Annotated in this window: 20 protein-coding genes; 13 read left to right on the forward strand and 7 right to left on the reverse strand. The window is 39.8% G+C overall.

All coding sequences use genetic code 11. The features are described from left to right. The first annotated feature begins 249 nt into the window (after positions 1-249). The 4 genes from GQR52_RS13505 (at position 250) to GQR52_RS13520 (ending at position 4,559) form a co-directional block, all read left to right on the forward strand. The gene (locus GQR52_RS13505) at positions 250-1,848 is read left to right on the forward strand and encodes an ABC-F family ATPase (protein ID WP_165728789.1); all 1,599 of its coding nucleotides are present in this window, start codon (positions 250-252) and stop codon (positions 1,846-1,848) included. A 642-nt stretch (positions 1,849-2,490) separates the two neighbouring features. Beyond that, positions 2,491-3,234 (forward strand): ferredoxin--NADP reductase, encoded by a 744-nt coding sequence (locus GQR52_RS13510; RefSeq protein WP_101164395.1) that lies wholly within the window; start codon positions 2,491-2,493, stop codon positions 3,232-3,234. A 251-nt stretch (positions 3,235-3,485) separates the two neighbouring features. Then, the gene (locus tag GQR52_RS13515; protein WP_165728790.1) at positions 3,486-4,229 is read left to right on the forward strand and encodes a nuclear transport factor 2 family protein; all 744 of its coding nucleotides are present in this window, start codon (positions 3,486-3,488) and stop codon (positions 4,227-4,229) included. Positions 4,230-4,238: 9 nt separating this feature from the next. Continuing rightward, positions 4,239-4,559, forward strand: a complete 321-nt coding sequence (locus GQR52_RS13520; RefSeq protein WP_165728791.1) for a hypothetical protein — start codon at positions 4,239-4,241, stop codon at positions 4,557-4,559. Between the two features lie 700 nt (positions 4,560-5,259). Here GQR52_RS13520 and hemH read toward each other — a convergent pair. Next, positions 5,260-6,279 carry a ferrochelatase gene (hemH, locus tag GQR52_RS13525; RefSeq protein ID WP_007583511.1) on the reverse strand — a complete coding sequence of 340 codons (1,020 nt, stop codon included), beginning with the start codon at positions 6,277-6,279 and terminating at the stop codon, positions 5,260-5,262. Between the two features lie 74 nt (positions 6,280-6,353). Next, complete coding sequence (locus GQR52_RS13530; protein WP_165728792.1) at positions 6,354-7,682, reverse strand: HD domain-containing phosphohydrolase; 1,329 nt, start codon at positions 7,680-7,682, stop codon at positions 6,354-6,356. A gap of 200 nt (positions 7,683-7,882) precedes the next feature. On the opposite strand from GQR52_RS13530, the gene GQR52_RS13535 reads away from it, so the two are divergent. From GQR52_RS13535 to GQR52_RS13545, 3 genes are all read left to right on the forward strand, one after another. After that, positions 7,883-8,836, forward strand: coding sequence for a HAMP domain-containing sensor histidine kinase (locus tag GQR52_RS13535; protein ID WP_007583514.1), 954 nt, complete (start codon positions 7,883-7,885; stop codon positions 8,834-8,836). 254 nt (positions 8,837-9,090) lie between these two features. After that, positions 9,091-11,631 (forward strand): TonB-dependent receptor, encoded by a 2,541-nt coding sequence (locus GQR52_RS13540; RefSeq protein WP_165728793.1) that lies wholly within the window; start codon positions 9,091-9,093, stop codon positions 11,629-11,631. A 205-nt stretch (positions 11,632-11,836) separates the two neighbouring features. Next, entirely contained in the window at positions 11,837-12,037 is a 201-nt protein-coding gene (locus GQR52_RS13545; RefSeq protein ID WP_024593211.1) for a ribosome alternative rescue factor ArfA, read from the forward strand. A gap of 407 nt (positions 12,038-12,444) precedes the next feature. Here GQR52_RS13545 and GQR52_RS13550 read toward each other — a convergent pair whose 3' ends face one another. Beyond that, positions 12,445-13,425 carry a helix-turn-helix domain-containing protein gene (locus GQR52_RS13550; protein WP_165728794.1) on the reverse strand — a complete coding sequence of 327 codons (981 nt, stop codon included), beginning with the start codon at positions 13,423-13,425 and terminating at the stop codon, positions 12,445-12,447. A gap of 220 nt (positions 13,426-13,645) precedes the next feature. On the opposite strand from GQR52_RS13550, the gene GQR52_RS13555 reads away from it, so the two are divergent. From GQR52_RS13555 to eat, 3 genes are read left to right on the forward strand one after another with little or no spacing between them, the layout of a single operon-like run. After that, entirely contained in the window at positions 13,646-15,052 is a 1,407-nt protein-coding gene (locus GQR52_RS13555; protein ID WP_024594012.1) for an ethanolamine ammonia-lyase subunit EutB, read from the forward strand. Then, positions 15,049-15,936, forward strand: a complete 888-nt coding sequence (gene eutC, locus GQR52_RS13560) for an ethanolamine ammonia-lyase subunit EutC (protein ID WP_165728795.1) — start codon at positions 15,049-15,051, stop codon at positions 15,934-15,936. Before GQR52_RS13555 ends, eutC begins: the two co-directional genes overlap by 4 nt. Positions 15,937-15,994: 58 nt before the next feature. Beyond that, positions 15,995-17,401, forward strand: coding sequence for an ethanolamine permease (gene eat, locus GQR52_RS13565; RefSeq protein WP_165728796.1), 1,407 nt, complete (start codon positions 15,995-15,997; stop codon positions 17,399-17,401). Positions 17,402-17,530: 129 nt separating this feature from the next. On the opposite strand, the gene arfB is transcribed toward eat, so the two are convergent. Next, positions 17,531-17,944 (reverse strand): alternative ribosome rescue aminoacyl-tRNA hydrolase ArfB, encoded by a 414-nt coding sequence (gene arfB, locus GQR52_RS13570; RefSeq protein WP_007583522.1) that lies wholly within the window; start codon positions 17,942-17,944, stop codon positions 17,531-17,533. A 192-nt stretch (positions 17,945-18,136) separates the two neighbouring features. Between arfB and GQR52_RS13575 the strand changes: the two genes are divergently transcribed. Further along, on the forward strand, positions 18,137-18,709 hold the full coding sequence (locus GQR52_RS13575; protein WP_010555231.1) for a hypothetical protein: 573 nt from the start codon (positions 18,137-18,139) through the stop codon (positions 18,707-18,709). 162 nt (positions 18,710-18,871) lie between these two features. Here GQR52_RS13575 and katG read toward each other — a convergent pair whose 3' ends face one another. Further along, positions 18,872-21,052 (reverse strand): catalase/peroxidase HPI, encoded by a 2,181-nt coding sequence (gene katG, locus GQR52_RS13580; RefSeq protein ID WP_165728797.1) that lies wholly within the window; start codon positions 21,050-21,052, stop codon positions 18,872-18,874. 913 nt (positions 21,053-21,965) lie between these two features. On the opposite strand from katG, the gene GQR52_RS13585 reads away from it, so the two are divergent. After that, positions 21,966-22,856 carry a tetratricopeptide repeat protein gene (locus tag GQR52_RS13585; protein WP_007583526.1) on the forward strand — a complete coding sequence of 297 codons (891 nt, stop codon included), beginning with the start codon at positions 21,966-21,968 and terminating at the stop codon, positions 22,854-22,856. Between the two features lie 938 nt (positions 22,857-23,794). Here GQR52_RS13585 and deoD read toward each other — a convergent pair. Continuing rightward, positions 23,795-24,499 carry a purine-nucleoside phosphorylase gene (gene deoD, locus GQR52_RS13590; protein ID WP_002959109.1) on the reverse strand — a complete coding sequence of 235 codons (705 nt, stop codon included), beginning with the start codon at positions 24,497-24,499 and terminating at the stop codon, positions 23,795-23,797. Further along, a complete protein-coding gene (locus tag GQR52_RS13595; RefSeq protein ID WP_165728798.1) occupies positions 24,499-25,731 on the reverse strand; it encodes a phosphopentomutase in 1,233 nt (410 codons plus the stop codon). Before GQR52_RS13595 ends, deoD begins: the two co-directional genes overlap by 1 nt. A 192-nt stretch (positions 25,732-25,923) precedes the next feature. Between GQR52_RS13595 and udk the strand changes: the two genes are divergently transcribed. After that, entirely contained in the window at positions 25,924-26,556 is a 633-nt protein-coding gene (gene udk, locus GQR52_RS13600) for a uridine kinase (protein ID WP_007583533.1), read from the forward strand. Positions 26,557-26,571 lie beyond the last annotated feature (15 nt).

Raw genomic sequence — 26,571 nt, forward strand, 5'->3', positions numbered from 1 at the left:
ATATTGCTGGCGGTGGTACTTACTTACATTCCCCGCTGTAAGTAAGTACCACCGCTCACGCTAAAAATAGTGGCTTAAAAACGAGAATTGCCGTTATTTTCGCTTGGTTATAAATTAGCTGCCTTTTATCTTTCATTCGTTGTGGCTGATCTGTATAATTCGCCAGCTAATTTACCCTATTGTCTGGTTCTTGTTTGTGGCGTATTGCTGCAGCGTACTCCTGTCAGTACTAATCTAGGATTACCCTTTTTGATCTCCACCGCAAATATTACGATGCAGTTTGGCGCAGAGCCGTTGTTTGAAAACATTTCAGCTAAATTTGGTAACGGTAACCGTTACGGTTTAATTGGCGCTAACGGCTGCGGCAAGTCGACTTTCATGAAAATTTTAAGCGGTGCGCTTGTTCCAAGTGCGGGTAATGTATCTATTACTCCAGGGTTGAAATTAGGTAACCTAAGCCAAGACCAGTTTGCTTTTGAGCAATACAGCGTTGTAGACGCGGTAATTATGGGCGACGTGGAGCTTTGGAAAGTAAAGCAAGAGCGCGAACGTATTTACTCGTTACCAGAAATGAGCGAAGACGACGGCATGAAAGTAGCCGATCTTGAAAGCGTATTTGCTGAAATGGACGGTTACACGGCAGAAAGCCGTGCTGAAGAAATTTTGCTTGAAGCGGGTATCGATAAAGAATTTCATTACGGGTTAATGGCAAACGTTGCCCCAGGTTGGAAACTACGCGTGCTTTTAGCACAAGCGTTATTTGCAAATCCTGACATTTTGCTACTGGATGAGCCTACCAATAACTTGGATATTCATACAATTACGTGGCTTGCTAACGAGCTAAATAAACGTAGATGTACGATGATAATTATTTCGCATGACCGTCACTTTTTAAACTCGGTATGTACGCATATGGCCGACATTGATTACGGCGAGCTTCGTATTTACCCAGGTAACTATGAGAAATTTTTAGAAGCGGCTGGTCTGCAACGCGAACAGCTTTTAGCTGAAAATGCTAAAAAGAGCGCTGAGATTGACGAACTACAAGACTTTGTTAACCGTTTTGGTGCTAATGCATCTAAAGCTAAACAAGCAAGTTCGCGCGCTAAAAAAATGGATAAAATTAAGCTTGATGAAGTTAAATCTTCAAGCCGTATGAGCCCATCGCTTTCGTTTGACGAAGGTAAAAAAATGTATCGTCAAGCGCTTGAAGTTAATAAGATTGGCCATGGTTTTGATGGCGAAATGTTATTTACTGGTGGCGATTTGTTACTTGAAGCTGGCGCTAAGCTTGCTGTAATTGGCGAAAATGGTGTGGGTAAAACAACCTTTTTACGCTGTTTAGTAGATGAGCTTAAAAGTAATGAAGGCGAAATTAAATGGTCTGAAAATGCGACCTTTGGTTATTGCCCTCAAGACAGCACTAAAGATTTTGAAAACGATTTAACGTTGTTTGATTGGATGTCGCAATGGCGCACAGCTAAGCACAACGATTTAATGGTTCGTGGCATGTTAGGCCGTTTGTTGTTTACAGCAGACGATTCAAACAAAAAAGCACGTAACTGTTCTGGTGGTGAAAAAAACCGCCTGTTATTTGGTAAGTTAATGATGCAAGACGTTAACGTTCTTGTAATGGACGAACCAACTAACCACATGGATATGGAAGCCATTGAAGCGCTTAACAATGCGCTTAAAGACTTTGAAGGTACGCTTATTTTTGTAAGCCATGACCGTGAGTTTGTTTCGTCATTAGCTACGCGTATCATTGATATTAAAGATAAAAAAGTAATCGACTTCCAAGGTACGTTTGACGAATACCTAGCAAGTTGTGAAGAGAAAAAAGCGTAAACGCTTTTTCTCATTACTTATAAAAACGGTGCTAAATTTAGCGCCGTTTTTTTATGTGTGGAATTTGAGTTTAACTATAAAATTAATTAATAAAGGCTTAAATAAATAATTCACTAAGAGGTTAAGAGACGCTACGCTTTTAGAGTCAGTGATAAAATACTCGTTTTCGGCTTGGTTCTTCTCATTTACTCCTCTTTGGCTTCTCCTAGTGCAATAGTTTTTCAAGTAAATAATTCACTAATGGTGATATAAGACGCAGCGCTTTTAAAGTGAGTGATAAAATACTCGTTTTCTGGCTTGGTTCTTCTCATTTACTCCTCTTTGGCTTCTCCTAGTGCAATAGTTTTTCAAGTAAATAATTCACTAATGGTGATATAAGACGCAGCGCTTTTAAAGTGAGTGATAAAATAAAAAAGCACTGTTTTTTTGACTTTATTTTTCTTAGTTACTGCTGCTTCGCTTTTCCTTATGCAATTAATGGCTCTTATCGCAGAGCTAATTATTCACATTATTTTATTGGTAAATTCTGCATACATCACTGCTTTAAATCTAGTCATATTCTCCTGTAAGTCTTTGTCACTTAATGCTAATGTTTATGGAGTGAGTTATTTAAAACTTTAATGGCTAAACCAAGAGGTAACTATGTCTAATTGGGTTGAAGCAACAGTAAAAAGCGTAACATGGTGGAGCGAAACGCTCTTTAGCTTAACCGTTAATGCTAATGTAGAGCCGTTTAAAGCAGGGCAATTTACAAAGCTTTCTATAATGGATGGCGACAAGCGTATTGCTCGGGCTTATTCATATGTGAATGCCCCTGAAAATCCCGATCTTGAATTTTACCTTATTAACGTTATTGACGGTTTGCTTTCTCCTCGTTTAGCTACATTACAACCTGGCGAAACCGTACTTATAGAACAACACGCAACCGGCTTTTTTACCCTTGATGAAATACCACAAAGCGATCAGCTTTGGATGTTAGGTACTGGCACTGCCATAGGCCCTTTTTTATCGATATTACAACAGCCCGATGTATGGAAAAAATACAAAAGCATAAACTTAGTGCATGGTGTACGTTTTAATAACGACTTAAGCTATCAGGCACTTATTAACGAGTTATTAAGAGTGTACCCAGAACAACTCAACTACATTCCTGTTGTAAGTAGAGAAGAGCCATTACAAGGCTTAAGTGGCCGGATTACTAACGCTATTGAGAGCAACGGCTTGTTTGAACATGTAAAATTAAATCCTGAGCCTAGTAACGCGCAATTTATGATTTGCGGAAATCCACAAATGGTAAAAGACACCACCGCGCTACTTCTCGATAAAAACTTTACGCGTAACCGCCGCAAAGCACCCGGTAACATTACTGTAGAGCAGTACTGGTAGGCTACAGTGGTGGTATTAACTATCCGATAACGTTAAAATTTGCTATGTTGCACCCTTATACCAATATTATCAAAAATATGATCATTCTATCGCATTAAATAACTCACTAACTGCGTTAAAAGTTATTCATATAGAACAACTATATGTCACAATTTTCGCCTTGTTATTGTGCTATTTTCTTGACGCTATAATAGATCACTTATTTAATGTAATTGGTATTACACGTGTTTAGTGTTCATTTTAGGAAAGTTATGAAACCGTTATCTATTATTTTTGCCTCGTTAATTACCACCGTTGCGCTTATTACTTACGCCGCAGAACAAAGCGAGCCTGAGCAAAAAGAGCAGCAAGTTGAAGCTCAAGCAAACGTTGAAAAACCAAAAGTTGAAGATGAGCAATCAGTAACTCAAGTCAAAGCTGACGACAAAGTAAATACGCTTGAATACAAAGCACCTGAGCTTAAAAAGCCAACAATTGATGCGACTAAACCAGACGATTCAAAGGTATTGGGTAACGAGCAGATTAAACCTACTGAAAAGCCGAAAAATAAAATAGAAAAAGCAGTGGCTGTAGCCGAAGCTGAAAAAGCAGTTACGCAAGCAAAAGAAGCGCTGACAGTTAAGCAACAAACTAAAGCTAAGCAATCGCGCGAATCACTTGCGGTAGTAGAGCAGTTAGTTAAAGCGTATAACGCGCGTAACATTGAAGAGTTTCTTCGTGTATATGCCGAAGATGTTGAGTTTTATATTTTCCCTAATGAGCTATTATTTAAAGGTAAAGAAAAACTAATAGAACGTTATGGGCTAATGTTTAAAAAGTTAAAGTGTATTCACTCATCACCAATTAAGCGCATAGTGCACGGCGATATAGTGATTGATCACGAACTATCAGAAACCTGCTCAACTGACGAAAAGGTAGTTGATAAACGCTCAGAACTTATTTCGAGTTACCAAATTAAAGATGGAAAAATAGTACGCGTACTGTTTTTTAGATAAAGGCTTTATATGCAAATAAATGACGACAAAAAAATTCGCTTAATGTATCGCATCGAGCCCGGTTGCCTTGGCCCTAAGGGTGCTGAGCATGTTGAAGATTTTTGTCGTTTTGCAAATAAACATATTAAGTCACCATTTTATGGCCAATTTGTATTTTTACCTCGTTACGATAAAGCCATAGACGAGCGACAATATAGCGTTAACAGCCGTAATTTATCCCTTGTGCAGGCTCATGCGTACTTAAAGCATTTTGATATTGATATAGAAGAATTTGAAGAACAGCTCGACGAGCTCCTCACTAAAGCGATTGATTTATACTTTAAGCGATAGCGTTTAATTGCTGTTGCTTAGGTATTCTCCTCCTCCACAATGCGTTTTTATTTATTTTAATTATTATTAAAAGTATAAGTAATTTCTTCCACAAAGATAAGGTAATCAGTAATAGCTGAGAAAAACCAGATCGGCCAATATGTATCACTTACTCTAAAAGCGCAGTGCCTCTTAACCTCTTTGTGAATTAATTAGGTCTTTAAAAGCTTTTATTTGCACAATGAGAAGTAAAAGAGGAGTGAATGAGAAAAGCCAAAAACAAAAACCAGTATTTTTATGTTTTATCACTACTCTAAAAGCGCAGCGCTTCTAACCTCTTTGTGAATTAATTAGCCCTTTAAAAGCTTTTATTTGCACGATGAGAAGTAAAATGGGAGTAAATGAGAAAAGCCAAAAACAAAAACCAGTATTTTTATGTTTTATCATTACTTTAAAAAGCGCAGCGTCTCTTAAGCTCTTTGTGAATTAATTCGCCCTTTAAAAGCTTTTATTTGCACAATGAGAAGTAAAAGAGGAGTAAATGAGAAAGCCAAAAACAGTATTTTTATGTTTTATCACTACTCTAAAAGCGCAGCGCCTCTTAACCTCTTTGTGAATTAATTAACTAAATATTTTAAAAGCCCTTAAAACAAAAAAGCGGTGTTAATTTTAACACCGCTTAATGCGAACTATTTATAGCTATGTGCTTTTATAATCAGATTTACAACATCGGTTTTATAACATCAAACACAGCTTCTATGTGGTCGTCTCTGTCGTTTAGTGCCGCTATGTAACGGTATTTTTTGCCGCCTGCGTTTTCGAATATTTCTCGGTTTTCGCCTTCCAGCTCTTCAAGTGTTTCTAGGCAGTCGGCGCTAAAAGCAGGACTGATAATGGCTACATCGGTAATACCCTCATCAGGCAGGGCTTCAAGCGTTGCGTCGGTGTAAGGCTTTAACCACTCGGCTTTACCAAATCGACTTTGAAAAGTACTAATTACTTTGTCTTTATCAAGGCCCAGTTTTTCGACAACTAAACGCGTGGTTTGTAAACATAGGCAATGGTACGGATCGCCGCGCTCTAAAAATAGTTTAGGCATACCGTGATACGAAAAAACAATTTTTTGTGGCATACCATTCGCTTCTAAATCCTCACTAATACTATTAGCAAGTGACTCAATATAACGGGTGTTTTTATGATAGCCATTAATAAAATGCAGCTCTGGCACCCAGCGCCATTTACGCAGTACGCTTGATACAGCATCGAACGTTGAACCCGTGGTTGGGCTAGAATATTGCGGATACATTGGCAATATAATAATACGCGTTAAGCCTTTATCACGAAGCTCTTCAAGGCCTGCCTCTATTGAGGGATTACCATAGCGCATAGCCATTACCACTTCAGTATTGGTATAACCTTGTTCTTTTAATAAGGTATTTAGCTTTACGCTTTGTTGGCGAGTAATGTGAGTAAGCGGTGAGCCATTTTCGGTCCATATACTTTCGTATAATTTAGCTGAACGCTTAGGGCGCACACGCAAAATAATGCCATGTAAAATTATCATCCATACTAGGCGTGGTATTTCTACAATGCGTGGATCTGATAAAAACTCACGTAAGTATATACGAAGCGCAGCAGCTGTTGGTGCATCAGGGCTACCTAGGTTAGTAAGCAGTATTCCCGTTTTTTGGTTAAAACGCCCATCATGGGGGTTATCAGTAACCGCAGAAAATCGCGACACAGAGTGCTCCTTCAAGCAAATTCAATAATGTATTTTATGCACATTGTAACGAAAAAAACTGCCGTTTAGATCAATCATTTAGCAGTTTTAACCATAATTCTAAATGGGGCTGGTTTTTTAGATTCTAGTTGCTGCAGTTTTTCTATTGATTTGCGGCTAAACACATGACCTTTAGGCAGCAACATTATACCCGAATGGCTGTGCAGAGCATGGCCGAGTATCATTTGATCTTTGAGTTCATGGGCATTACAAATTAGTACTGATCCTGCTGAACTTTTTTGTTCGTGTAGTTTTGCATGGCTTGCTTCAAGCGCACGAACTATTTTAGGGTGGTAAAACGAACCACTATAAAGTTTTACACTTTCGAGTGCGTCCTCATGGCGCTGTTTTTCATCGCTTGCATTGCTCTGCTCAAACGCATCCCAATAGTCGCGCGCTAAACCTAATACCATAGCCCCTATCGGTATGTCGTTTCCAGCAAGGCCTTTGGGCATTCCATTTCCATTAAAACGTTCAAACTGATAATAAATAGCATCCGATAAATCGTGTAAATGTATTGCTGGCATTAGCATTAATTGTGCAGTACTTGGGTGAGTATAAAAGGTCTTACGTTGTTGCTCATTTAACCGATTTAGCGGTTTTTTATAAAGCTCAGGGTCCATAGCAAGCAAACCTATTTGTGCTAAATAACCCGCCATTGGGGCAAGATCAATGCTTTTTTGCGACAGGTTTAAGTAAAGCGCTATTTGTGTGCAGGTATTTGCAATATTTTGTGCTTTGTTGCCATCAAGATAAGGGTTTGCGTTAACAAAATTATATAGCAGCTCAACGGTTGATTTGTGCTCTTGTTTTTCGCGTTCGTTGGCGTCTTCAAGCTTTTTTAAAACTTGTTTAATTTGTAAGGTGCGTTTTTCTACTCGTTGCTCTAACGTGTTATTTAGCTCAAGTAGTTCTTGGTTTTGTGCCTTAACTTGTGTTTCTAATTTTTTGTTTTGCTTTTTTAGCACAAATTTTTCTAGGCTATCTTTAATGCTTCGAAGTAATAAGTCATTTTGCCATGGTTTTTGAATATAACCATTTATTTGCCCTTGGTTAACAGCCGCTAGGGTTGTTTGTATATCGGCGTAACCGGTTAATAAAATGCGTTGAGTGTCGGGTGCCAGCGCACGCGCTTTTTCTAAAAACTCGGCACCGTTCATTACTGGCATCCGCATGTCGCTAATAATTAAACCAAATTCATGATTTTTAAAAAGTGTTAGTGCGTTTTGCGGATTATCGCAAACAATAACCGTTAAGCCATTTACTTCAAGTAGTCGTGTTAACGTACGTAGTACTATTTCGTCATCATCAATACAAAGTACATCGATCTGATTCATTGGTGTGTTTGGTGTTGCTTGAGTCATTGCGCCGCCTTTAAATTACTTCTGGCTAAATAATAGCTTAAAAAAACATCCGTGACCTGTTTATGCTTACCTTTTATATAGAGTAGGAGTCACCTAATGTGGTTATTATCTATAAGTAGATAAATGCTCACACTAAAGTTGCAAATTTGCATGTAGACGACTAAACGTTAAGTATAAAGTTATCTATATGGATGAAAGGAATGAATGGATCAGATGGTAATTTTGAACGTGCTTTTTTAAACGAACAAAAGCTGCGCTTGGCCGCAGAACAATTACTCAAAGATAAAAGCACCGTTTTAGTTGCCATAAATAATGAATTACAAAAAAAAGTAGCCGATTTAGAACACCAGCAAATGCTGTTTGTGCAAACCGAAAAAATGGCAACCTTAGGAACGCTTTGTGCAGGCGTAGCCCATGAAATAAATACCCCGCTTGCCTATGCAATGAGTAATATAGAAAGCTTACAAAATTCTACTCCTTTGCTTATCACGTTGCTAAAGCTTAACGAGCAATACTTAAACAATGAAATTAAAGAAAGCCGTTTTAAACACGAAATCGACATACTCAATTTACAGTATCCGTATGCGTGGCTTTATAACAATTTGCAGGGACAAGTTAACGACAGCGTTGAAGGACTCAAACGAATAAAACAAATTGTGCATGACTTATTAAACTTTGCCCACCCCTCCTCCTCGCAAGATAAACAACTAACCGATGTAACAACGGGTGCTAATAATGCTTTAAGATTATTAAGTAACAAACTCAAACTATGCGAGATAAAAACGCGGTTTGAACCACTACCACTTATTTGGTGCAATTTATCGTCAATTAATCAAATTTTTGTAAATCTATTAATGAATGCTTGGCAAGCATGCGAGCTTGATTTAGAAAAAGGCTGCATTATTGAGGTCAATATTTTTGAACTAAACACAAATATCTGTATTGAGGTAAAAGATAATGGCTGTGGAATGAGTGAAGACACAATAGCGCATATGTTTGACCCTTTTTACACGACAAAAGAAGTTGGAGAAGGTACCGGTATGGGTATGACACTTGTATACGCTATGGTGAGCGATCATGGCGGAAAAATAGAAGTTAACAGCACATTAGGGACAGGTACGACCATCCGCTGCCTATTACCTTTAAAAGCGTAAACTAACGAACAAAATCACAATGTAAATAAAAAGTTAATATATCTTTTTTTTGAAGTTTAATGCCCTTGTAGCGTGTATTTTAATCGATTAAAGGTGGTTTTTTCTTATCTTGAAATTTATTTGCATACTTAGACCAAATATTTAGTTTTTTTCATTTCTTTTTGTTTGCATATGTTGCTAGGATGTTTGCAACAGGTTATGAGCACCATAACCACACACATATTATAAGAATACAAAAAAACAGGGTCGTCACTATGCCAACATACCGTTTAAACACACTTGCTGTAGCCGTTGCTTTCGCGTTTAGCGCACCAAGCATTGTTAACGCAGAAGAAGCACCAGTGCAAGCTGCTAAAAACATTGAGCAAATATCTGTATTAGGATCGCGTGTATCTAACCGTACTTCTACTGAGTCTTCTTCTCCTATTGATTTAATTGACGCAGATGATTTAACCAAAGGTGGCTTTACCGAGCTTGGCCAAAGCCTTCAAGCGACAGCGCCTTCATTTAACTTTTCGCGTACACAAGTATCTGACGGTTCTGATTTATTTAGACCCGCAACACTTCGTGGCCTACAGCCAGATCAAACTCTTGTATTAGTAAATGGTAAACGTCGTCATAACCAATCAATTTTTGGCCTTAACGGTACTGTAGGCGCGGGCGCTGCGGGTACTGATATGAATGCGATTCCGCTAACGGCCCTTAAAGGCGTTGAAGTATTACGCGATGGCGCAGCGGCGCAATATGGCTCTGATGCTATTGCAGGCGTAATTAACTTATCTCTTAATAACTCAACCGGTATTACAACGGGTTTTGTACAATACGGCGGCACAAGTGAAGGTGACGGCGACACTATTTCAGCAGGTTTAAACCGTGGTTTTGAATTAGGTAACGAAGGCGGCTTTATTAACCTATCGCTTGAGTACCGTGATGCCGATGGCACTAACCGCGCCGAGCGTGATACGGGGGGGTCGCTTAATGTTGAACCAGGTACGTTAAGTGAAGACGTACGCTGGGGCCAAGGTAACTCAGAAAGTGAATTTACGTCGTTATTTTACAACATGGCATTACCAATGGGCGACGGCGAGCTTTACTCGTTTGGTGGCTACTCAGAGCGCACGGCGCTGGGTAATGGTTTTTACCGTAACTTTAACGAAGCGTCTAAAAACGTAACTCAAGTATATAGCGATGGTTTTTTACCGCGCATATATAACGAAGCACAAGATATTTCAGTCGCGCTTGGTTTTAAAGGCGATATAAACACAGATTGGAATTACGATGTTTCGGCCGTTTATGGTGAAAACCAATACGACTTTACATCACGCAATACATTAAACGCTTCTTACGCGGCTGAGTATTTATTTAATAACCCAAGTGCAAGCGATGCCGATATTGCAGCAAATTCAGGCCCTAGTGGCGGTTACTCAGGTGGTTTTAGATTTGATCAAACAACGCTTAACCTTGATGTAAACGGTATTGTAGATATTGGCCGTGGTGAACCTTTATATGTAACAGTAGGCGCTGAATACCGTAAAGAAAACTACGAAATAGTGCCTGGCGATGAAGCATCATACGCCTGTGGACTAGCAAATATGGATACCTCGTACCCATCAGTAAACGATCCGGACCAATTTGCACAGTGTGGTTTTCAGGCTTATAACGGCCTACGCCCTGAAGCAGCTAACGACAGCGACCGTAACAGCTACGCAGTTTATGTAGACGTAGAAACTATGATCACCGATGCATGGAACGTAAGTGGTGCGCTACGTTATGAAGATTTCTCAGATGCTGGGGATGATTTAATTGGTAAATTAGCAACACGTTATGAATTTTCAGATGATTTTGCTGTACGTGGTGCGGTATCTACTGGTTTTAGAGCACCATCACTTCAACAAAGTGGTTATACAGCCTTTACAACTAACTTAGGCTCAGACGGCACATTAACGCAATCGTTCACTGCAAACACAGGGACCGCTTTCCCAAGTGCGTTAGGCGTAGATAGCTTAGAGCTTGAAACTTCAACAAACTACAGTGCAGGTTTTGTTTACGATGTAACAAGCGAGCTTTCGTTAACGGTTGATTTTTACCGTGTAGAAATTGAAGACCGTATTACGCTTGGCAGCTTACTTACCGCTGACGACGTATCGTTTAGCTCAGAAGCAGTTGCAGCGCTACAAGCAACTGGAGCTGTGCAAGCTAACTACTTCTCAAACTCGGTTGATTCTACTACGCAAGGCGTTGATATTATTGCATCGTACCGTACAGAAGTTGAAGGTGGCAATTTAGGAGTAACCTTTGCAGGTAACCTAAACGATACTAAAATTGACGGCGTAAATGCTGAAGACGGTATTCCTGAAGCGGTTGCTTTTGATGATTTACAACGTAGCTTTTTTACCGACGGACAACCTAGTGAACGTGCAACGCTTACGTTTGACTACGAACGCGATGCCTACACATCAACCATTCGCTTTAACTACTTTGGCGAAACAGATGTAAAATACTTTGGTAATGACCATATTTCATTACCAGGTGAGCTTTCGCCTACGGGTTCATTTAAACCAACAAGTACGGTTGAGTCTGCTGTGTTAGTTGATTTAAATGTTAGCTACCAAATTAACGACATGTTTGCGCTTTCAGTGGGTGCCGATAACGTATTTGACGAAACGCCAGACGAGCTAGGCGACGACGAAGTACTTAACTTTATCACCAACGGCGCATTTAAATACCCAGTACGCGCATTGCCATACGGCTTTGACGGCAGAACGTACTATGCAAAAGTAAGCTTTAGTTTTTAATTTATAAAGCAAACTAAAGTAATATTAAGCGCAGTTATTAACTGCGCTTTTTTTATACTTTTTTATTATTAAAAAAGTATCTGTTGGGCATTAAAAATACTTGCGCGGTTGAAAATTAAGCCTACAATCGCCATCTCTTAAATAGGCTAATATAAAAGCCTTTTTATTATTTAACTTAAAATAACCATTAGTTGATAGGAAATATATGACTAAAAAATCTAAAGCAAAAACCGCAAGCAACAGCGCGGTAGACACAGGACGAGGCGTTATAAACCACAATGCACTAGCGGCGATGGTCACCTCTAAATTATTTAAACCACAAGTGGTTAAAGCTAAAAAAGGCAAAGGTTCGTTTAAACGCAACAACAAGCATTCAGGACAAGAGTCCTATTTAATCGCGGCTTAAATAGCACCGATCAAATAGGGCTTTTGAATATAGTAAGCGAGGTTTTATACCTCGCTTTTACTTTTAAAGCATACAAGCCACGTTACATAAGCGCGAAATAAATTCGCACCTACGGGTTTGATATTTGCACGATGTAGGTGAGGTTTTATACCTCGCTTTCACTTTTAGAGCATTAAAGCCATGTTACATGAGCGCGAAATAAATTCGCACCTACGGGTTTGGTGTTTGCACGATGTAGGTGAGGTTTTATACCTCGCTTTCACTTTTAGAGCATTAAAGCCATGTTACATAAGCGCGAAATAAATTCGCACCTACGGGTTCGGTGTTGATGTAGGTGAGGTTTTATACTTCGCTTTCACTTTTAGAGCATTTAAGCCACGTTACATTAGCGCGAAATAAATTCGCACCTACGGGTTTGTAGAGCACGGTGGTTTAAACTGCTGTGCTGAATTTTTAACTGTTTGTGATGGGTTTTCACCAAATAGTTGCGTGTAATCTTTAGCAAATTGTCCCGCATGCCAAAATCCCCAATTGGCTGCTATTACTGAAATTGGCTTATCTTGGTTTGGTTTTTTTAGTTCCCGCCTTACATTATTTAAACGTGTTAAACGTAAAAACCGCAAAGGGTTAATTCCTAAAACACTCTCAAAACTATACTGAAGTGTGCGCCTACTTACAAAGGCAAGCTCGCACAGCTCGGTTATGGTTATTGGGTTTTGTGGATTTGTGGCCACGTAATCTTTTACTTTATCTACTACGGCTTTTCGATGTTTATAACTTGGCGCAATATTTTGTTGTGGATTATCTGCTTGTAATAAGTGTAGTGCCAACATGTTTAGCATATCTTGCTGTGATTCGGTTTTAAGTCCAAAGCCCTTGCCTACAACCATGCTATTAATTATTTGCCTTGCCGTTTGCAATGATGAGTTGCTTACCGATAAGCGAGCTGATTGTGCTGATGATAGGTTTTTCAATGTTACGCCTTGTAGCTGCGCCATATATTCAATTGAATTCCAATCGATTACCAAACCATAAATATTAAATTGCTCAGGGGTTATCAGCTCAAAGTCATTATCACTTGTGCGGCACATAAATTGATTACTTGCCACACTTAGACCATTAATCTTACTTTGCTGCGACTGACAAGGAATGCCAAGCCAAACCGAATTGGGGGCGATGTTACATTGCTGACGAAGCGCTCGCTCGGTGTATTCTTTAAACACATGAATATTGACGTAATCTGTTTCTTCAATAAAACCATAAAAGCTGCCGTCGCTCATTTGATCGTATTTTTGCTGCCATTGAGTAAGGCTATGCGCTTGCTCGTCTATATCGTGTGTTTGCACCTTGCTCTTTAGTGGTGCGTTGTAGCTACTTTGCTGCGCCATATAGGGGATGCTCTTTTTGGTTACACTTTTATTATGGTTAAGTTAACACCGCTTTGCGTATGTAACCAATTGAATTGGATTAATAAATAATCTTTTGCCGAAATTCGATAGTTACTTGGTACAAAATAAGCTGTCTTGTAACTATTGAAAATTGATTTATAGCTAAAGATGCAGCAAAACCTATACCAAGGTTTATCATGTTAGTTATGTGGAGTAAATCATGGGGCAAGCGTACAGTTACACTTTAGGTACACACACTTATAAATTCAAGAACTTAGCCCAGTTAATGGCTAAAGCAACGCCACAGCGTTCGGGTGATCGCTTAGCGGGCGTCATTGCACAATCAGCACAAGAACGTGCTGTGGCTCAAATGACATTGGCCGATGTACCTCTTAAAACATTTTTAAATGAGGTACTTATTCCCTACGAAGATGACGAAATTACACGCTTAATTATTGACGAGCACGATGCCAATGCCTTTATGGCTATTGCACATTTAACTGTAGGCGATTTTCGTAATTGGCTTTTAAGCGACTTTGCAACACCCGCTGTACTTGCAAGTATAAGGCAAGGAATTACGCCTGAAATGGCTGCTGCAGTTAGCAAAATAATGCGCAATCAAGATCTCATATTAATTGCTAAAAAGTGCCATGTTACAAGTGCTTTTAGAAACACTATTGGCCTCCCTGGGCATTTATCTACACGTTTACAACCCAATCATCCAACTGACGATATTAACGGTATTGCTGCATGCATGCTTGATGGGCTGCTATACGGTAATGGCGATGCCGTAATAGGTATAAACCCAGCAACCGACAACGTTGCCCAGGCCATTAAATTAATGACATTAATGGATGATGTTATTCAAAAATACGCCATACCGACGCAAAGCTGTGTGCTTACACATGTTACTAACACTATTGAATGTATAGAAGCTGGCGCACCGGTTGATTTGGTATTTCAGTCGATTGGCGGCACGGAGGCTACTAACTCAAGTTTTGGTTTTAATTTAAATACTTTAGCTGAAGCGCAAGATGCCGCTTTGAGTTTAAAGCGCGGCACTGTTGGCAATAATGTGATGTATTTTGAAACTGGGCAAGGCAGTTCGCTTTCAGCAAATGCGCATCATGGGCTTGATCAGCAAACGTGTGAAGCTCGCGCTTATGCAGTTGCTCGTAAGTTTGATCCGTTACTGGTTAATACCGTGGTGGGGTTTATTGGCCCTGAATATTTGTTTGATGGTAAAGAAATTACCCGAGCAGGACTTGAGGATCACTTTTGCGCTAAGTTACTAGGCATACCGATGGGGTGCGACGTGTGTTACACCAATCATGCAGAGGCCGATCAAAACGATATGGATAATTTGCTAACGCTATTAGGTGTTGCAGGTTGCTCGTTTGTAATGGGAATACCTGGCTCTGACGATATTATGCTTAATTACCAAACTACGTCGTTTCATGATGCATTATATGTGCGTCGAGTTCTTGGCTCTAGACCCGCCCCTGAGTTTGAAGCATGGCTAAGCAAAATGAAAATTATGCAAAGCACTACCGACATCACACTTTCAGATACCTTGCCTCCCGCTTTTGCTAAACCTCTGGGTGCAATTGCTGGAGGTGGCTCATGAAATCACGTTCAAAACCGACCACTCCATTAGATAACTCAATAAATGAGCATAAAAATAACGGTAATGTAGTGCACAACCCTTGGAGTGATTTACGGCGTTTTACCGACGCCCGTATTGGGCTTGGTCGCGCTGGTATAAGTTTGCCAACCTCAGAAATGCTGGCTTTTCAGCTATCTCATGCACAAGCGCGTGATGCGGTGAGTTTTCCGCTTGATATTAACGAAATGACTGAGCAACTAGGCAGTATTAATGCTCTAAAAGAGGTTGCCCCTCCCCTGCATTTACACAGCCAAGCCGTTGACAGGGTTACTTACCTTCAGCGACCCGATTTAGGCCGCAAACTTGATGAAAATGGTAGGCAAGTACTTCTCAGCTATATGAATAAACAAAAGCACACTGCGCAGGCTAAATACGATTTAGCGATTGTAGTGGTTGATGGACTTTCGTCGTTGGCGGTACAAAAAAATGCATACCCATTTATAACAGAGCTATTAACGCACCTTACAACAGACAAGCAATTTAAAATTGCTCCCATTACTTTGGTTGAGCAAGGGCGAGTAGCGATTGGCGACGATATAGGTGAGTTGCTAAATGCGCAGGTGGTTATGGTGTTAATAGGAGAGCGCCCAGGACTTAGTTCGCCAGATAGCCTTGGCTTGTATTTAACATGGGAGCCCAAAACAGGACTTAACGATGCATGTCGTAATTGCATATCGAATATTCGCCCTGCAGGCCTACCTTATACAGAAGCGGCGAGACGCGCACTGTACTTATTACGTGAAGCTAAAAAACTAAAACTAACTGGGGTTAATTTAAAAGACCGCACACAAGATGATGTAATTGAGCATCAGGTTTCAACCACTAACTTTTTAATTGCTGAATAATTTTAATTAAAAACACATGAAATAAAAAATAAAAACTAAACATCAACGGAGAAAGGTTATGTCTACTAATAATAATACAGAGTACCTTGCTAAAAGACAGTTAAAACGGGGTACTGCGGGGTGGTTATTGCTCGCAGGTTTGGGTGTGTCGTATGTAATATCGGGTGACTTTGCAGGCTGGAACTTTGGTATCGCCGAAGCCGGTTGGGGTGGTTTTGCCATTGCTGCAGTATTAATGGCGGTTATGTATTTAGCGCTTGTACTATCGCTTGCTGAAATGTCAGCTGCAATACCTGCTGCAGGCGGTGGTTATAGTTTTGCGCGTCAAGCTATGGGGCCAGCGGGAGGCTATTTAACCGGGCTTGCCGTATTAATTGAATATGCCTTAGCGCCCGCTGCTATTGTTATTTTTATAGGCTCGGCAGTTGAAGTCCTCACCGGGTTTAATGGTCCATGGGTATATGCATTATTTTACTTACTATTTGTAGGAATTCATTTAGCGGGCGTAGGAGAAGCGCTAAAAGTAATGATGGTAATAAGTGGTTTAGCGGTATTAGCTATTATTGCAACGGCTTTTGTTTTAATCACAAATTTTGATGCATCACGCTTATTTGACGTCCCCGTAACCGATGCAGTGGGAGCTAGTGAGTTTTTACCTTTAGGTTGGTACGGGGTTTGGGCTGCATTACCGTTTGCCATGTGGTTATTTTTAGCAGTTGAAGGTGTACCGCTTGCTGCTGAAGAAGCAAAAGATCCCGCTAGAGATGTGCCAAAAGGCATTATTGGTGCAATGATCTTTTTGTTATTTACTGCTTTTTTAGTTGTTGTTTTAGTACCTGGTGCTGGCGGTGCTGCTGCAATGGGGGCAAGTGCTGTGCCTTTAGTTGATGCATTAAATGCATCGGGTAGTGAGGGCTTAGCAACCGTTGTAAATATATTAGGGCTTGCGGGTTTAGTTGCTTCGTTTTTCTCTATTATTTATGGTTATAGTCGCTTAGTGTTTGCTTTATCTAGAGCCGGTTATTTACCTCGTTCGTTGTCTATTACGACTAATCGCAAAGTGCCAGCACGTGCGTTGATTGTACCGGCAGTATTTGGCTTTTTAGTATCACTCAGTGGTGAGGGTGACTTAATACTTGCAATGGCAGTAGTAGGTGCAACGCTCTCGTATGCATTAATGGCGCTGAGCCATATTTTACTTCGCGTTAAACAACCTGATTTACCTCGCCCGTACAAAACTCCAGGTGGCGTAGTTACGTCAAGTATTGCTTTAGTACTTTCGCTTATAGCATTAACGGGTGTGTATGCGTTTGACCCTCGTGCATTTTTATACACTATGGTGCTGTTTATTGTGGGCGCCGCATATTACTTTGGCTATAGCTCAAAACACTTAGTTGCTAAAAGCGCTGATGAAGAGTTTGCAATGTTGGCAAATGCAGAATCTGATTTAGAAATGGCTAAGTAGGTATTAATAGTTATTAAATATAAGTGAGGCTACCCCTCACTCATATTTTTATACGTACAATACGATGTAAAAATGGTGCCTGCATGTAGGCATCAAGTCCCTTCTATACTTTATTAATACCGTTTAAAACTAAAACTTTATGTTGCCGCGTAGCGCTTTGTTTTGCCCGTGTTTAGTTTTTTTATCCATGCGCTTTCGCTGTGAATTACGGCTGGGCTTGGTGGCACGACGCGCTTTATTAACAACGGTAGCACTAAGTATTAAATCTTTTAAGCGCTTAAGGGCATCTTCTCGGTTTAGCTCTTGAGTACGATGGCTTTGCGCTTTAATTATTAAAACGCCTTCTTTGGTAATTCTTGTATCATTTAAGGCTAGCAAACGCTCTTTATAAAAATCAGGTAATTTAGAGCGGTTAATATCAAAGCGTAAATGAATTGCACTTGCGACTTTGTTAACATTTTGACCACCGGCACCTTGCGAACGAATAGCCGTTAGCTCTAGTTCCCATTCATCGATAGTGACAGTATTTGAAATTGTTAACATTGTGTTCAGCTCTATTTGTCAAAAATGTATTATATCATCAGTACATTAGCTTGTGGTGAATGAACTAAATTCTTAGAACTTAAATAAATTCTCATAAATTGTACTATAAAATCAGCCAATATATTATTTTGTGTTGGCAAGTGTTGCTTATTAGTTTCTAATTGGCACAACTTTAATACTAGGAAATGCTCAATGAAAAAAATACTTGTATCACTTAGCTTATTAGCAATGAGTTTCTCAAGCCTTGCAGTAGATATTAACGAAGGTCAACTTCAAAGCTATATGAAAGCACTGCCAGCTGTAACGAGCTGGGCAAGCAGCCAAGAGTCTTTAAAAGACTTAGACTTAGCAAGTATGTTAGGTGGTTCTGCAGATCAAAGTGTTGACGAACAAAGCTCTTTAGCTAATAGCGCACTAAGCATGATTAAAGAGCAAGACCTATACAAAAGCTTCGCGGGTGTTACAGGCCGCTACGGCTTTACACCAGAGCAACTAGTAACTGTAGGTTCTGAAGTATCAATGGCTTATATCGAAAACCTTAAATCGGGTTTATCTGCTGATAATCAAGAAACAGCGAATAAAGTAATGGGCGGTTTTCAAAGCATGAAAAGTGCTAAAGATAAAGGCGCTAGCTCGTTAATGGGTTCGTTTGGTAAATCGTCAAGCGCAGCTGAGGAGTCTACAGAGTCTTTAGTAAGCGAAAGCAACCTTGAACTTGTCAGCGAATACATGCCACAACTACAAAAGCTTTTTGCACTTCTATAAGTTTTATTGTTTTATAAAAAGGTGGCTTTTGCCGCCTTTTTTAATGCCTAATTTTTATATGACTTAGATAAATTACAATATTTTATAAGTAATACTGACCGGGACTATATGCAAAAACGGGGGAGTAAATTATTACTCCCCCGTTTTTATTTAGCGTACAGATTATTTAAGATCGAATCTATCGGCATTCATTACTTTTACCCATGCGTTTACAAAGTCATGTACAAAGCGCTCTTTGTTGTCGTCTTGTGCATAAAACTCAGCAAGTGCGCGCAATATAGAGTTTGATCCAAATACTAAATCAACGCGTGTTGCAGTCCATTTAGTAGTGCCACTTTTACGGTCTACTATATTGTATAAACCTTTTTGAGTTGGCTCCCAACGGTTTGACATGTCAGTTAAGTTTACAAAGAAGTCGTTGGTTAATGAGCCTACGCTATTTGTAAATACGCCGTGTTCGCTGCCAGCATAGTTAGTACCTAGTACTCGCATACCACCAATAAGTACCGACATTTCTGGTGCACTTAATCCCATTAATTGGCTGCGCTCTAGTAATAACTCTTCCGCTGACACTGCGTAATCTTTTTTCAGCCAGTTTCTAAAACCATCGTGTATTGGTTCTAGTACATCAAACGATTCTGCATCAGTCATTTCGTCTGTTGCATCTCCACGTCCTGGAGCAAACGGCACGTTTACATCAACACCGGCTTGTTTTGCAGCTTGTTCTACGGCTGCTGTACCACCTAAAACAATTAAGTCGGCGATGCTAACAGGTTTACTCAAGCCAGCCTGCACTTTTTCAAGCGCACTAAGTACTGATGTTAAACGTTCTGGCTCATTACCTTGCCAATCTTTTTGCGGTGCTAAACGAATGCGTGCACCATTTGCGCCGCCACGTTTATCAGAACCACGATAAGTACGTGCGCTATCCCAAGCTGTATTTATTAAATCAGCGGCACTAACACCACAATTTAATAATGTTGTTTTTAGATTGCTAATTTCGTCGTCTGTTAATGTGTAATCAACGGTTGGAATTGGATCTTGCCAAATTAAGTCTTCGCTTGGTACGTCAGCACCTAAGTAACATGATTTAGGGCCTAAATCGCGGTGAGTTAGTTTAAACCAGGCACGTGCAAACACGTCTGAAAAGTAGTCAAAGTCGTTATAAAAACGCTCAATAATTTTACGGTACGTTGGGTCCACTTTCATGGCCATATCAGCATCTGTCATCATTGGGTTTAAACGAATTGATGAATCTTCTACATCGACAGGTTTGTCTTCTTCTTTAATATTAATAGGCTCCCACTGATGAGCGCCTGCTGGGCTTTTAGTGAGTTCCCATTCGTAGGTTAATAAAAGCTTACAGTATTCGTTGTCCCATTGTGTTGGGTGCGTAGTCCATGCGCCCTCTACACCTGATGTAACTGTATCGCGGCCAATCCCACGTGTTGTAGTGTTATTCCAACCAAGGCCTTGCTCGTGTACGTCAGCAGCTTCTGGCTCTGGGCCTAAGTTTTCTGCTTTGCCATTACCATGTGCTTTACCTACTGTGTGCCCGCCTACCGTTAATGCAGCGGTTTCTTCGTCATCCATTGCCATACGCGCAAAAGTTTCGCGAATTTGGGCCGCTGTTTTAAGCGGATCAGGAATACCATTTACACCTTCAGGGTTTACATAAATTAAGCCCATTTGTACTGCGGCTAATGGATTTTCCATGGTGTCTGGTTTATCTACACTTTCGTAACGACCGTCACTTGGCGCTAACCATTCTTTTTCAGCTCCCCAGTAAACGTCTTTTTCAGGATGCCAAATATCTTCTCGGCCGCCGGCAAAACCAAAGGTTTTTAAACCCATTGATTCGTATGCCATGTTGCCCGCTAAAATAATTAAGTCGGCCCATGAAAGCTTGTTACCGTATTTTTTCTTTATTGGCCAAAGTAAACGGCGCGCTTTGTCGAGGTTACCGTTGTCTGGCCATGAATTTAGTGGCGCAAAACGTTGATTACCTGTACCACCGCCCCCTCTACCATCGGCCAAACGGTATGAACCCGCTGAGTGCCATGCTAAACGAATCATTAAACCGCCGTAATGTCCCCAATCGGCTGGCCACCAATCTTGGCTATCGGTCATTAAGCTTTTTACGTCTGTTTTTAGCGCGTCAAGATCGATTGATTTAAATGCTTCAGCGTAATTAAAGTCGCTATTGTATGGATTTGATTTGGTGTCGTGCTGATGAAGAATGTCTAAGTTTAGGGCATTTGGCCACCAATCAGTATTGGGATTAGACGTTTTAGTATTACTGCCGTGCATGACCGGACATTGGCCTGCTTTAGGGTTGCTCATTCTGGAATCCTTATAATAGAAAAGTAAAATACTTAATCAATCAGTATTGTTGCTTATGTATTTATAACTTTTTAAAAAGTAACGGTTATTTTTATTTAATCGGCTTACTTATTATTTAGTGTGCCTGCCTAAACACTTACGTATCCTTAATATAGGCGCATAAATTATGCTACGCCAGCCTCAACATACTATTTAAAACGATTGCTCCAATTTATATTTTTGATTGGCCTTTTGCTAATGATGTATTTAACAATAGCTTTGTAATTACGTTCAAAATAATAGTAAAAATAAATTTGATGACGCTCGTATAAGGTATTACGTAAGATAAAAAAACAAATTAGTGAATTAACCTTAACCTTTTTACTAGACCTGTGATCGAATTGAAAAATTTCGGCGTAATGGTATGTGAAGGGTTTGAAAGTGGCTTTAATTTATTTAAAGCGCACATTGGAATACCCCCCTTCACCATGAAATTGTAGTTATATAGTTATAATTATAATTATAAAGGTGCATTACTTAAGCCCAATGCACCTTTACTTTATAAACCGAATACTTTGAGTATTCTTATATTTTTAACTAATTGAATTGAATTAAGTATTTGTTCATAAAGATTCAGTTAGTATGAAGTTGTTCTCCTGTGAATCCCTACGACATATTGTTGTTTTAAGCAGTTTTTGCCAGCTCATATTGAGCTGGTTTTTTTTTGCCTATTTTTTCTTAAAACCAACTAAGTATTAGAAAAATGCTCATGCTTTAACCTGTTATTGCTAAGCTCACTAGGCTAAAAAATTCTTACAACTATTACTCCTATCTAAATTAGGTCAATTTTAATCCTGAAAAGTCAACGCGCCCTAGTGCCATTCAGCCCTGCATGTTAAAGTTATTACAGTAATTAATTTAATTAGGCGTACCGATGCGTTATTACCTATCTACACTTTTTGTTTGTTTAACTTTTTTTTCGGGCATAGTAAATTCTGCTGAACAAAAACCAGCAGCCCCTACAGCACAACAAGAGCAACAAGCCCTCAAACAACTTAAAGAGTCTATGTTTAAACCGCTAATGGAGCGCTACATACTCGACGAGCTAAAAGCCGTAAGGCAAGATCAACAAAAACTCCGTGAGGATGTAACTAAGCAAGTTACTCATGCACAGCTTGATACTGCAGATCGCGCATTAACATACACTACCGATACTATTAATAATGTATTTTTTATAATTACCGCTACGGCTTCTATTTTGGTTTTAGTGGGCTGGAACTCACTACGCGATGTTAAAAACAAAGTAGAAGATATTGTAAATACACGTGTAAGTGTAATTACTGACGAGTATGAAGACCGATTAAAAATTCTTGAAGAAAAACTACGCGTACGCTCAGAAGAAATACTCAGTAACCAAGAGCGCATATCAGTTACCAACGAGGTTCATTCGTTATGGATGCGCGCCAATTTAGAAAGTGATTTTGCTAATAAAATTGAAATATTTGATGAGATTTTAAAACGCAAACCAGAGGATGTTGAAGCCATTGCTTATAAGGCCGATGCGTTATTAGAAATAAATGAAACAGCACAAGCCATTGAGTTGTGTAATCAAGCCATTGATATAGATAGTGTCTATGGTTATGCCTATTGGCAACGAGCATGTGCTTATGCGCTAACACATAAGCATGCAGATGCATTAGCCGACATCAAAATGGCACTTGAATACTCTCCAAACTTACGTAATGAGCTATTACATGAGAGCGCATTTGCAAGCTTACATGACAACGACAGCTTTAATACGATAGTAGCTGGTGAAGTTGTTTAAGCACTCGGTATTTGGCCTGTATGATTAGGCGCAACATCATAAAAAAGGGCCTTGGCCCTTTTTTTGTTTTTAAAGGTTATGTTTGTTGGGTAATACCAACCTGCATAAATTTTTGATCAATTTAACGAATTAAATTGCACTATAACGTCGTTAAAAATTTTTTATTTAGAACAACTAGATACAAAAATTTTTGCCTAGTTCTAGCGTAATTTTCTTAACGTTAAATAGACCCCATATATAAGCAGATTGGTATAATTAGAAGCTTTACTGCGCTCTACAAACTCTGCTCTACCGTAGAGTTAAGACCTAAAGCGATTAATTCACAAAGAGGTTTAGAGACGCTGCGCTTTTAGAGTAGTTAGCTTAAGTAATTAGAAGCTGTGCTTCTCGCGCGAGCAAGCTTAGCGCCTACGTAGAAAACTTAACGCGGTGGTTAAAATTCACTTGTAGACGCGCTGCTTACGGGCGTTTAAAAACGTAGTTTTTAGGATGGGTGATTAAGTAATTAGAAGCTGCGCTTCTCGCGCGAGCAAGCTCTGCGCCTACGTGGAAAACTTAACGCGGTGGCTAAAATTCACTTGTAGACGCGCTGCTTGCGGGCGTTAAAAAACGCAGTTTTTAGATGGTTGAATTAATACCAACCCGCAATAATACTTAATCATTTTTAGGGGCTAAACGTGTCACTACCTGCGTTAAAAAATTCTCATTTAGAACAACTAAATAGCGAATTTTTTGCCTAGCTATCAACACGTTTTTCCATCCTCAAAATAGATCACTTAATTAAGCGAATTGGTATAAGTAATTAGAAGCTGCTACCCATTTTCTTCAGGCATAAAAAAAGCCGCATAAAATGCGGCTTTGGAGGTTTAGTCTCACTTCACTTTGGGCGTGTCTCCAAAACTTAGTGAATACGTTACCAAGGAACTGTTATGTGTTATTTAAGCTATTGACTCTAATGCAATTTTAACCATTTCGTTAAACGTGCTTTGACGCTCATCAGCAGGTGTTGCTTCGCCAGTGATTACGTGGTCACTTACTGTAAATAATGCCATTGCGTTTGCGCCGTATTCAGCTGCAACGCCGTATAAGCCTGCTGTTTCCATATCTACTGCTAGCATGCCTAACTTGTCTAAGTCTTTATAGAACGAATCATCTGCTTGATAGAATGTGTCTGTCGTAAATACGTTACCTACTTTTGCTTTAATTCCTAGCTCTTTAGCAGCGTTTACGCCGTTTAAAAGTAGGTCAAAGTTAGCAATAGCAGCAAAATCGTAGCCACGTACGCGTGCACGGTTTACGTTTGAATCTGTGCTTGCACCTTGTGCAAAAATTACGTCACGAATTTTGATATCTGTGCCAATACCGCCACACGTACCAATACGTATAATATTTTTAACGCCAAAGCTTACAATTAGCTCACGTGCATAAATAGACATTGATGGGATGCCCATGCCTGAACCCATGATACTTACTGGCTTACCTTTGTAAGTACCAGTGAAACCGTACATGTTACGAACGCCTGTAACTTGTACTGCATCATCTAAAAAGTTTTCAGCAATATATTGCGCACGTAGCGGATCGCCTGGCATTAATACTGTTTCGGCGAAATCACCAACGTTTGCACTGATATGCGGAGTACTCATTAATTGTTTTCCTTTTTATTTGGCGTTTTTAGCTCATTTAAAAAGCTGTCGCCGTAATCAAGCGCAGATAAACCAAACCACTGTGCCAGTGTTTGACCTATATCTGCAAAACTGTTGCGTTCACCTAATGGTGTGTTACTCATACCTGGTTGGTATGCAATAACAGGTACGTATTCACGAGTGTGCTCAGAGCCTGGAAAGGTTGGGTCACAGCCATGATCTGCAGTGATCATTAATACGTCATCTGCTTTTAACTGATTTAGTATAGTTGGTAAATAGTCATCAAATTCTTTTAATGCTTTTGCGTATCCTACTGGATTACGGCGATGACCAAATTTTTCATCAAAATCAACTAGGTTAGTAAAGATTAAGCTACGATCTGGCGCGCTTTCCATTACTTCGCTGGTTTTTTCTAGCAAGTTCATAAGTCCAGGTGCTTTATGCTTTTGGGTTATGCCCTGATGCGCGTAAATATCTGAAATTTTACCAATACTAATTACTTCGCCGCCGTCTTTTGCTAGTACATCTAGCAATGTTGGTGCTGGCGGAAGTACTGAATAGTCACGACGATTACCCGTTCGAGCAAAGTCTTGGCTATTTGAACCCAAAAATGGCCGCGCAATCACTCGTCCTATATTCAGTTCATCAAGTAGCGCCCGTGCGATTTCGCAAACTTGATAAAGCTTCTCTAGGCCGAATGACTCTTCATGCGCGGCTATTTGAAACACGCTATCAGCTGAGGTGTAACAGATTGGTTTACCTGTTTTTACGTGCTCTTCACCTAGCTGTTCTAAAATGGTAGTTCCTGATGCATGGCAATTGCCTAATATGTCAGGAATACCTGTACGAGCAATAAACTCGTCTATAAATTCTTGTGGGAAACTTGGCTGTGTTTTTGGGAAATATCCCCAATCAAATAACACAGGTACGCCTGCCATTTCCCAATGACCTGATGGCGTGTCTTTTCCGCTAGAGATTTCTTTAGCGTAACCCCATGCACCTTGAGGAGCTTGGCGGTCTGAAATTAAACACGGTTCGCCACCGGCAGCTTCGCATGCATCCACTAACCCAAGTTTTGATAGGTTAGGAAGCGACAGCGCACTGCCTGTTTCGTCGTAATATGCTTTTAGTAAGTGAGCGAATGTATTAGCCCCAAGATCGCCGAATTTATCTGCATCTGGTGCTGCACCGATTCCTAGGCTATCTGCCATTAAAATAATTGCTCTTGCCATTTTGACCTCACTTTGATTCTAGGTGGTTACTTTATCCGCTGATCGAATTTTCCGTACAGGACAAAAGTCCTGTTTCATAAAACCTAAACATTATAAATTTGCACCCTTGAGCGAAGCAAAAGAGATTAATCGTGTCTTTTTTGCTATTGTGATCTACCAACAATATATCTTTCTGTGTGGATGAGAACTTTAGTGACACGAACTACTATTATAGCCATTGCAGGCGCATCAGCGTCGGGCAAATCTCTTTTTAGCCAAACAATTTACAATGAATTGGTTAATGAGCTTGAACCAGGCGCTATCGCCATTATTGAAGAAGATGCTTATTACAAGGATCAGTCGCATTTGCCGATGGCTCATCGTACGCAAACAAATTACGACCATCCAGATGCATTTGAACACGCATTAATGCTTGAGCATTTAACGCAACTTCGTTGTGGTAACTCAGTAGAAGTACCAACGTATGATTATGCACAGCACACGCGTAGCGCAACCACACGCCGAGTGCCAGCTGCTAAAATACTCATTGTTGAAGGTATTTTACTATTGAGTGATAAAGCGCTTAATAAAGAATTTGATATTAAGGTGTTTATAGACACACCTTTAGATATTTGTTTAATGCGTCGTATGCAACGTGATATGGAGCAACGAGGCAGAACATTACAATCTGTTGTTGAGCAATATCAGGCAACTGTTAGACCGATGTTTTATCAATTCATTGAGCCTTCTAAACATAACGCTGATTTAGTTGTGACTCGAGGCGGCATGAACCGCGTTGCGATTGATATAATAAAAAGTAAAATTAAATATTTACTACAAGAATAACAACGGGAAACATTT

Source organism: Pseudoalteromonas sp. 31A1, assembly GCF_011378815.1.
GTDB classification, from domain to species: domain Bacteria; phylum Pseudomonadota; class Gammaproteobacteria; order Enterobacterales; family Alteromonadaceae; genus Pseudoalteromonas; species Pseudoalteromonas arctica.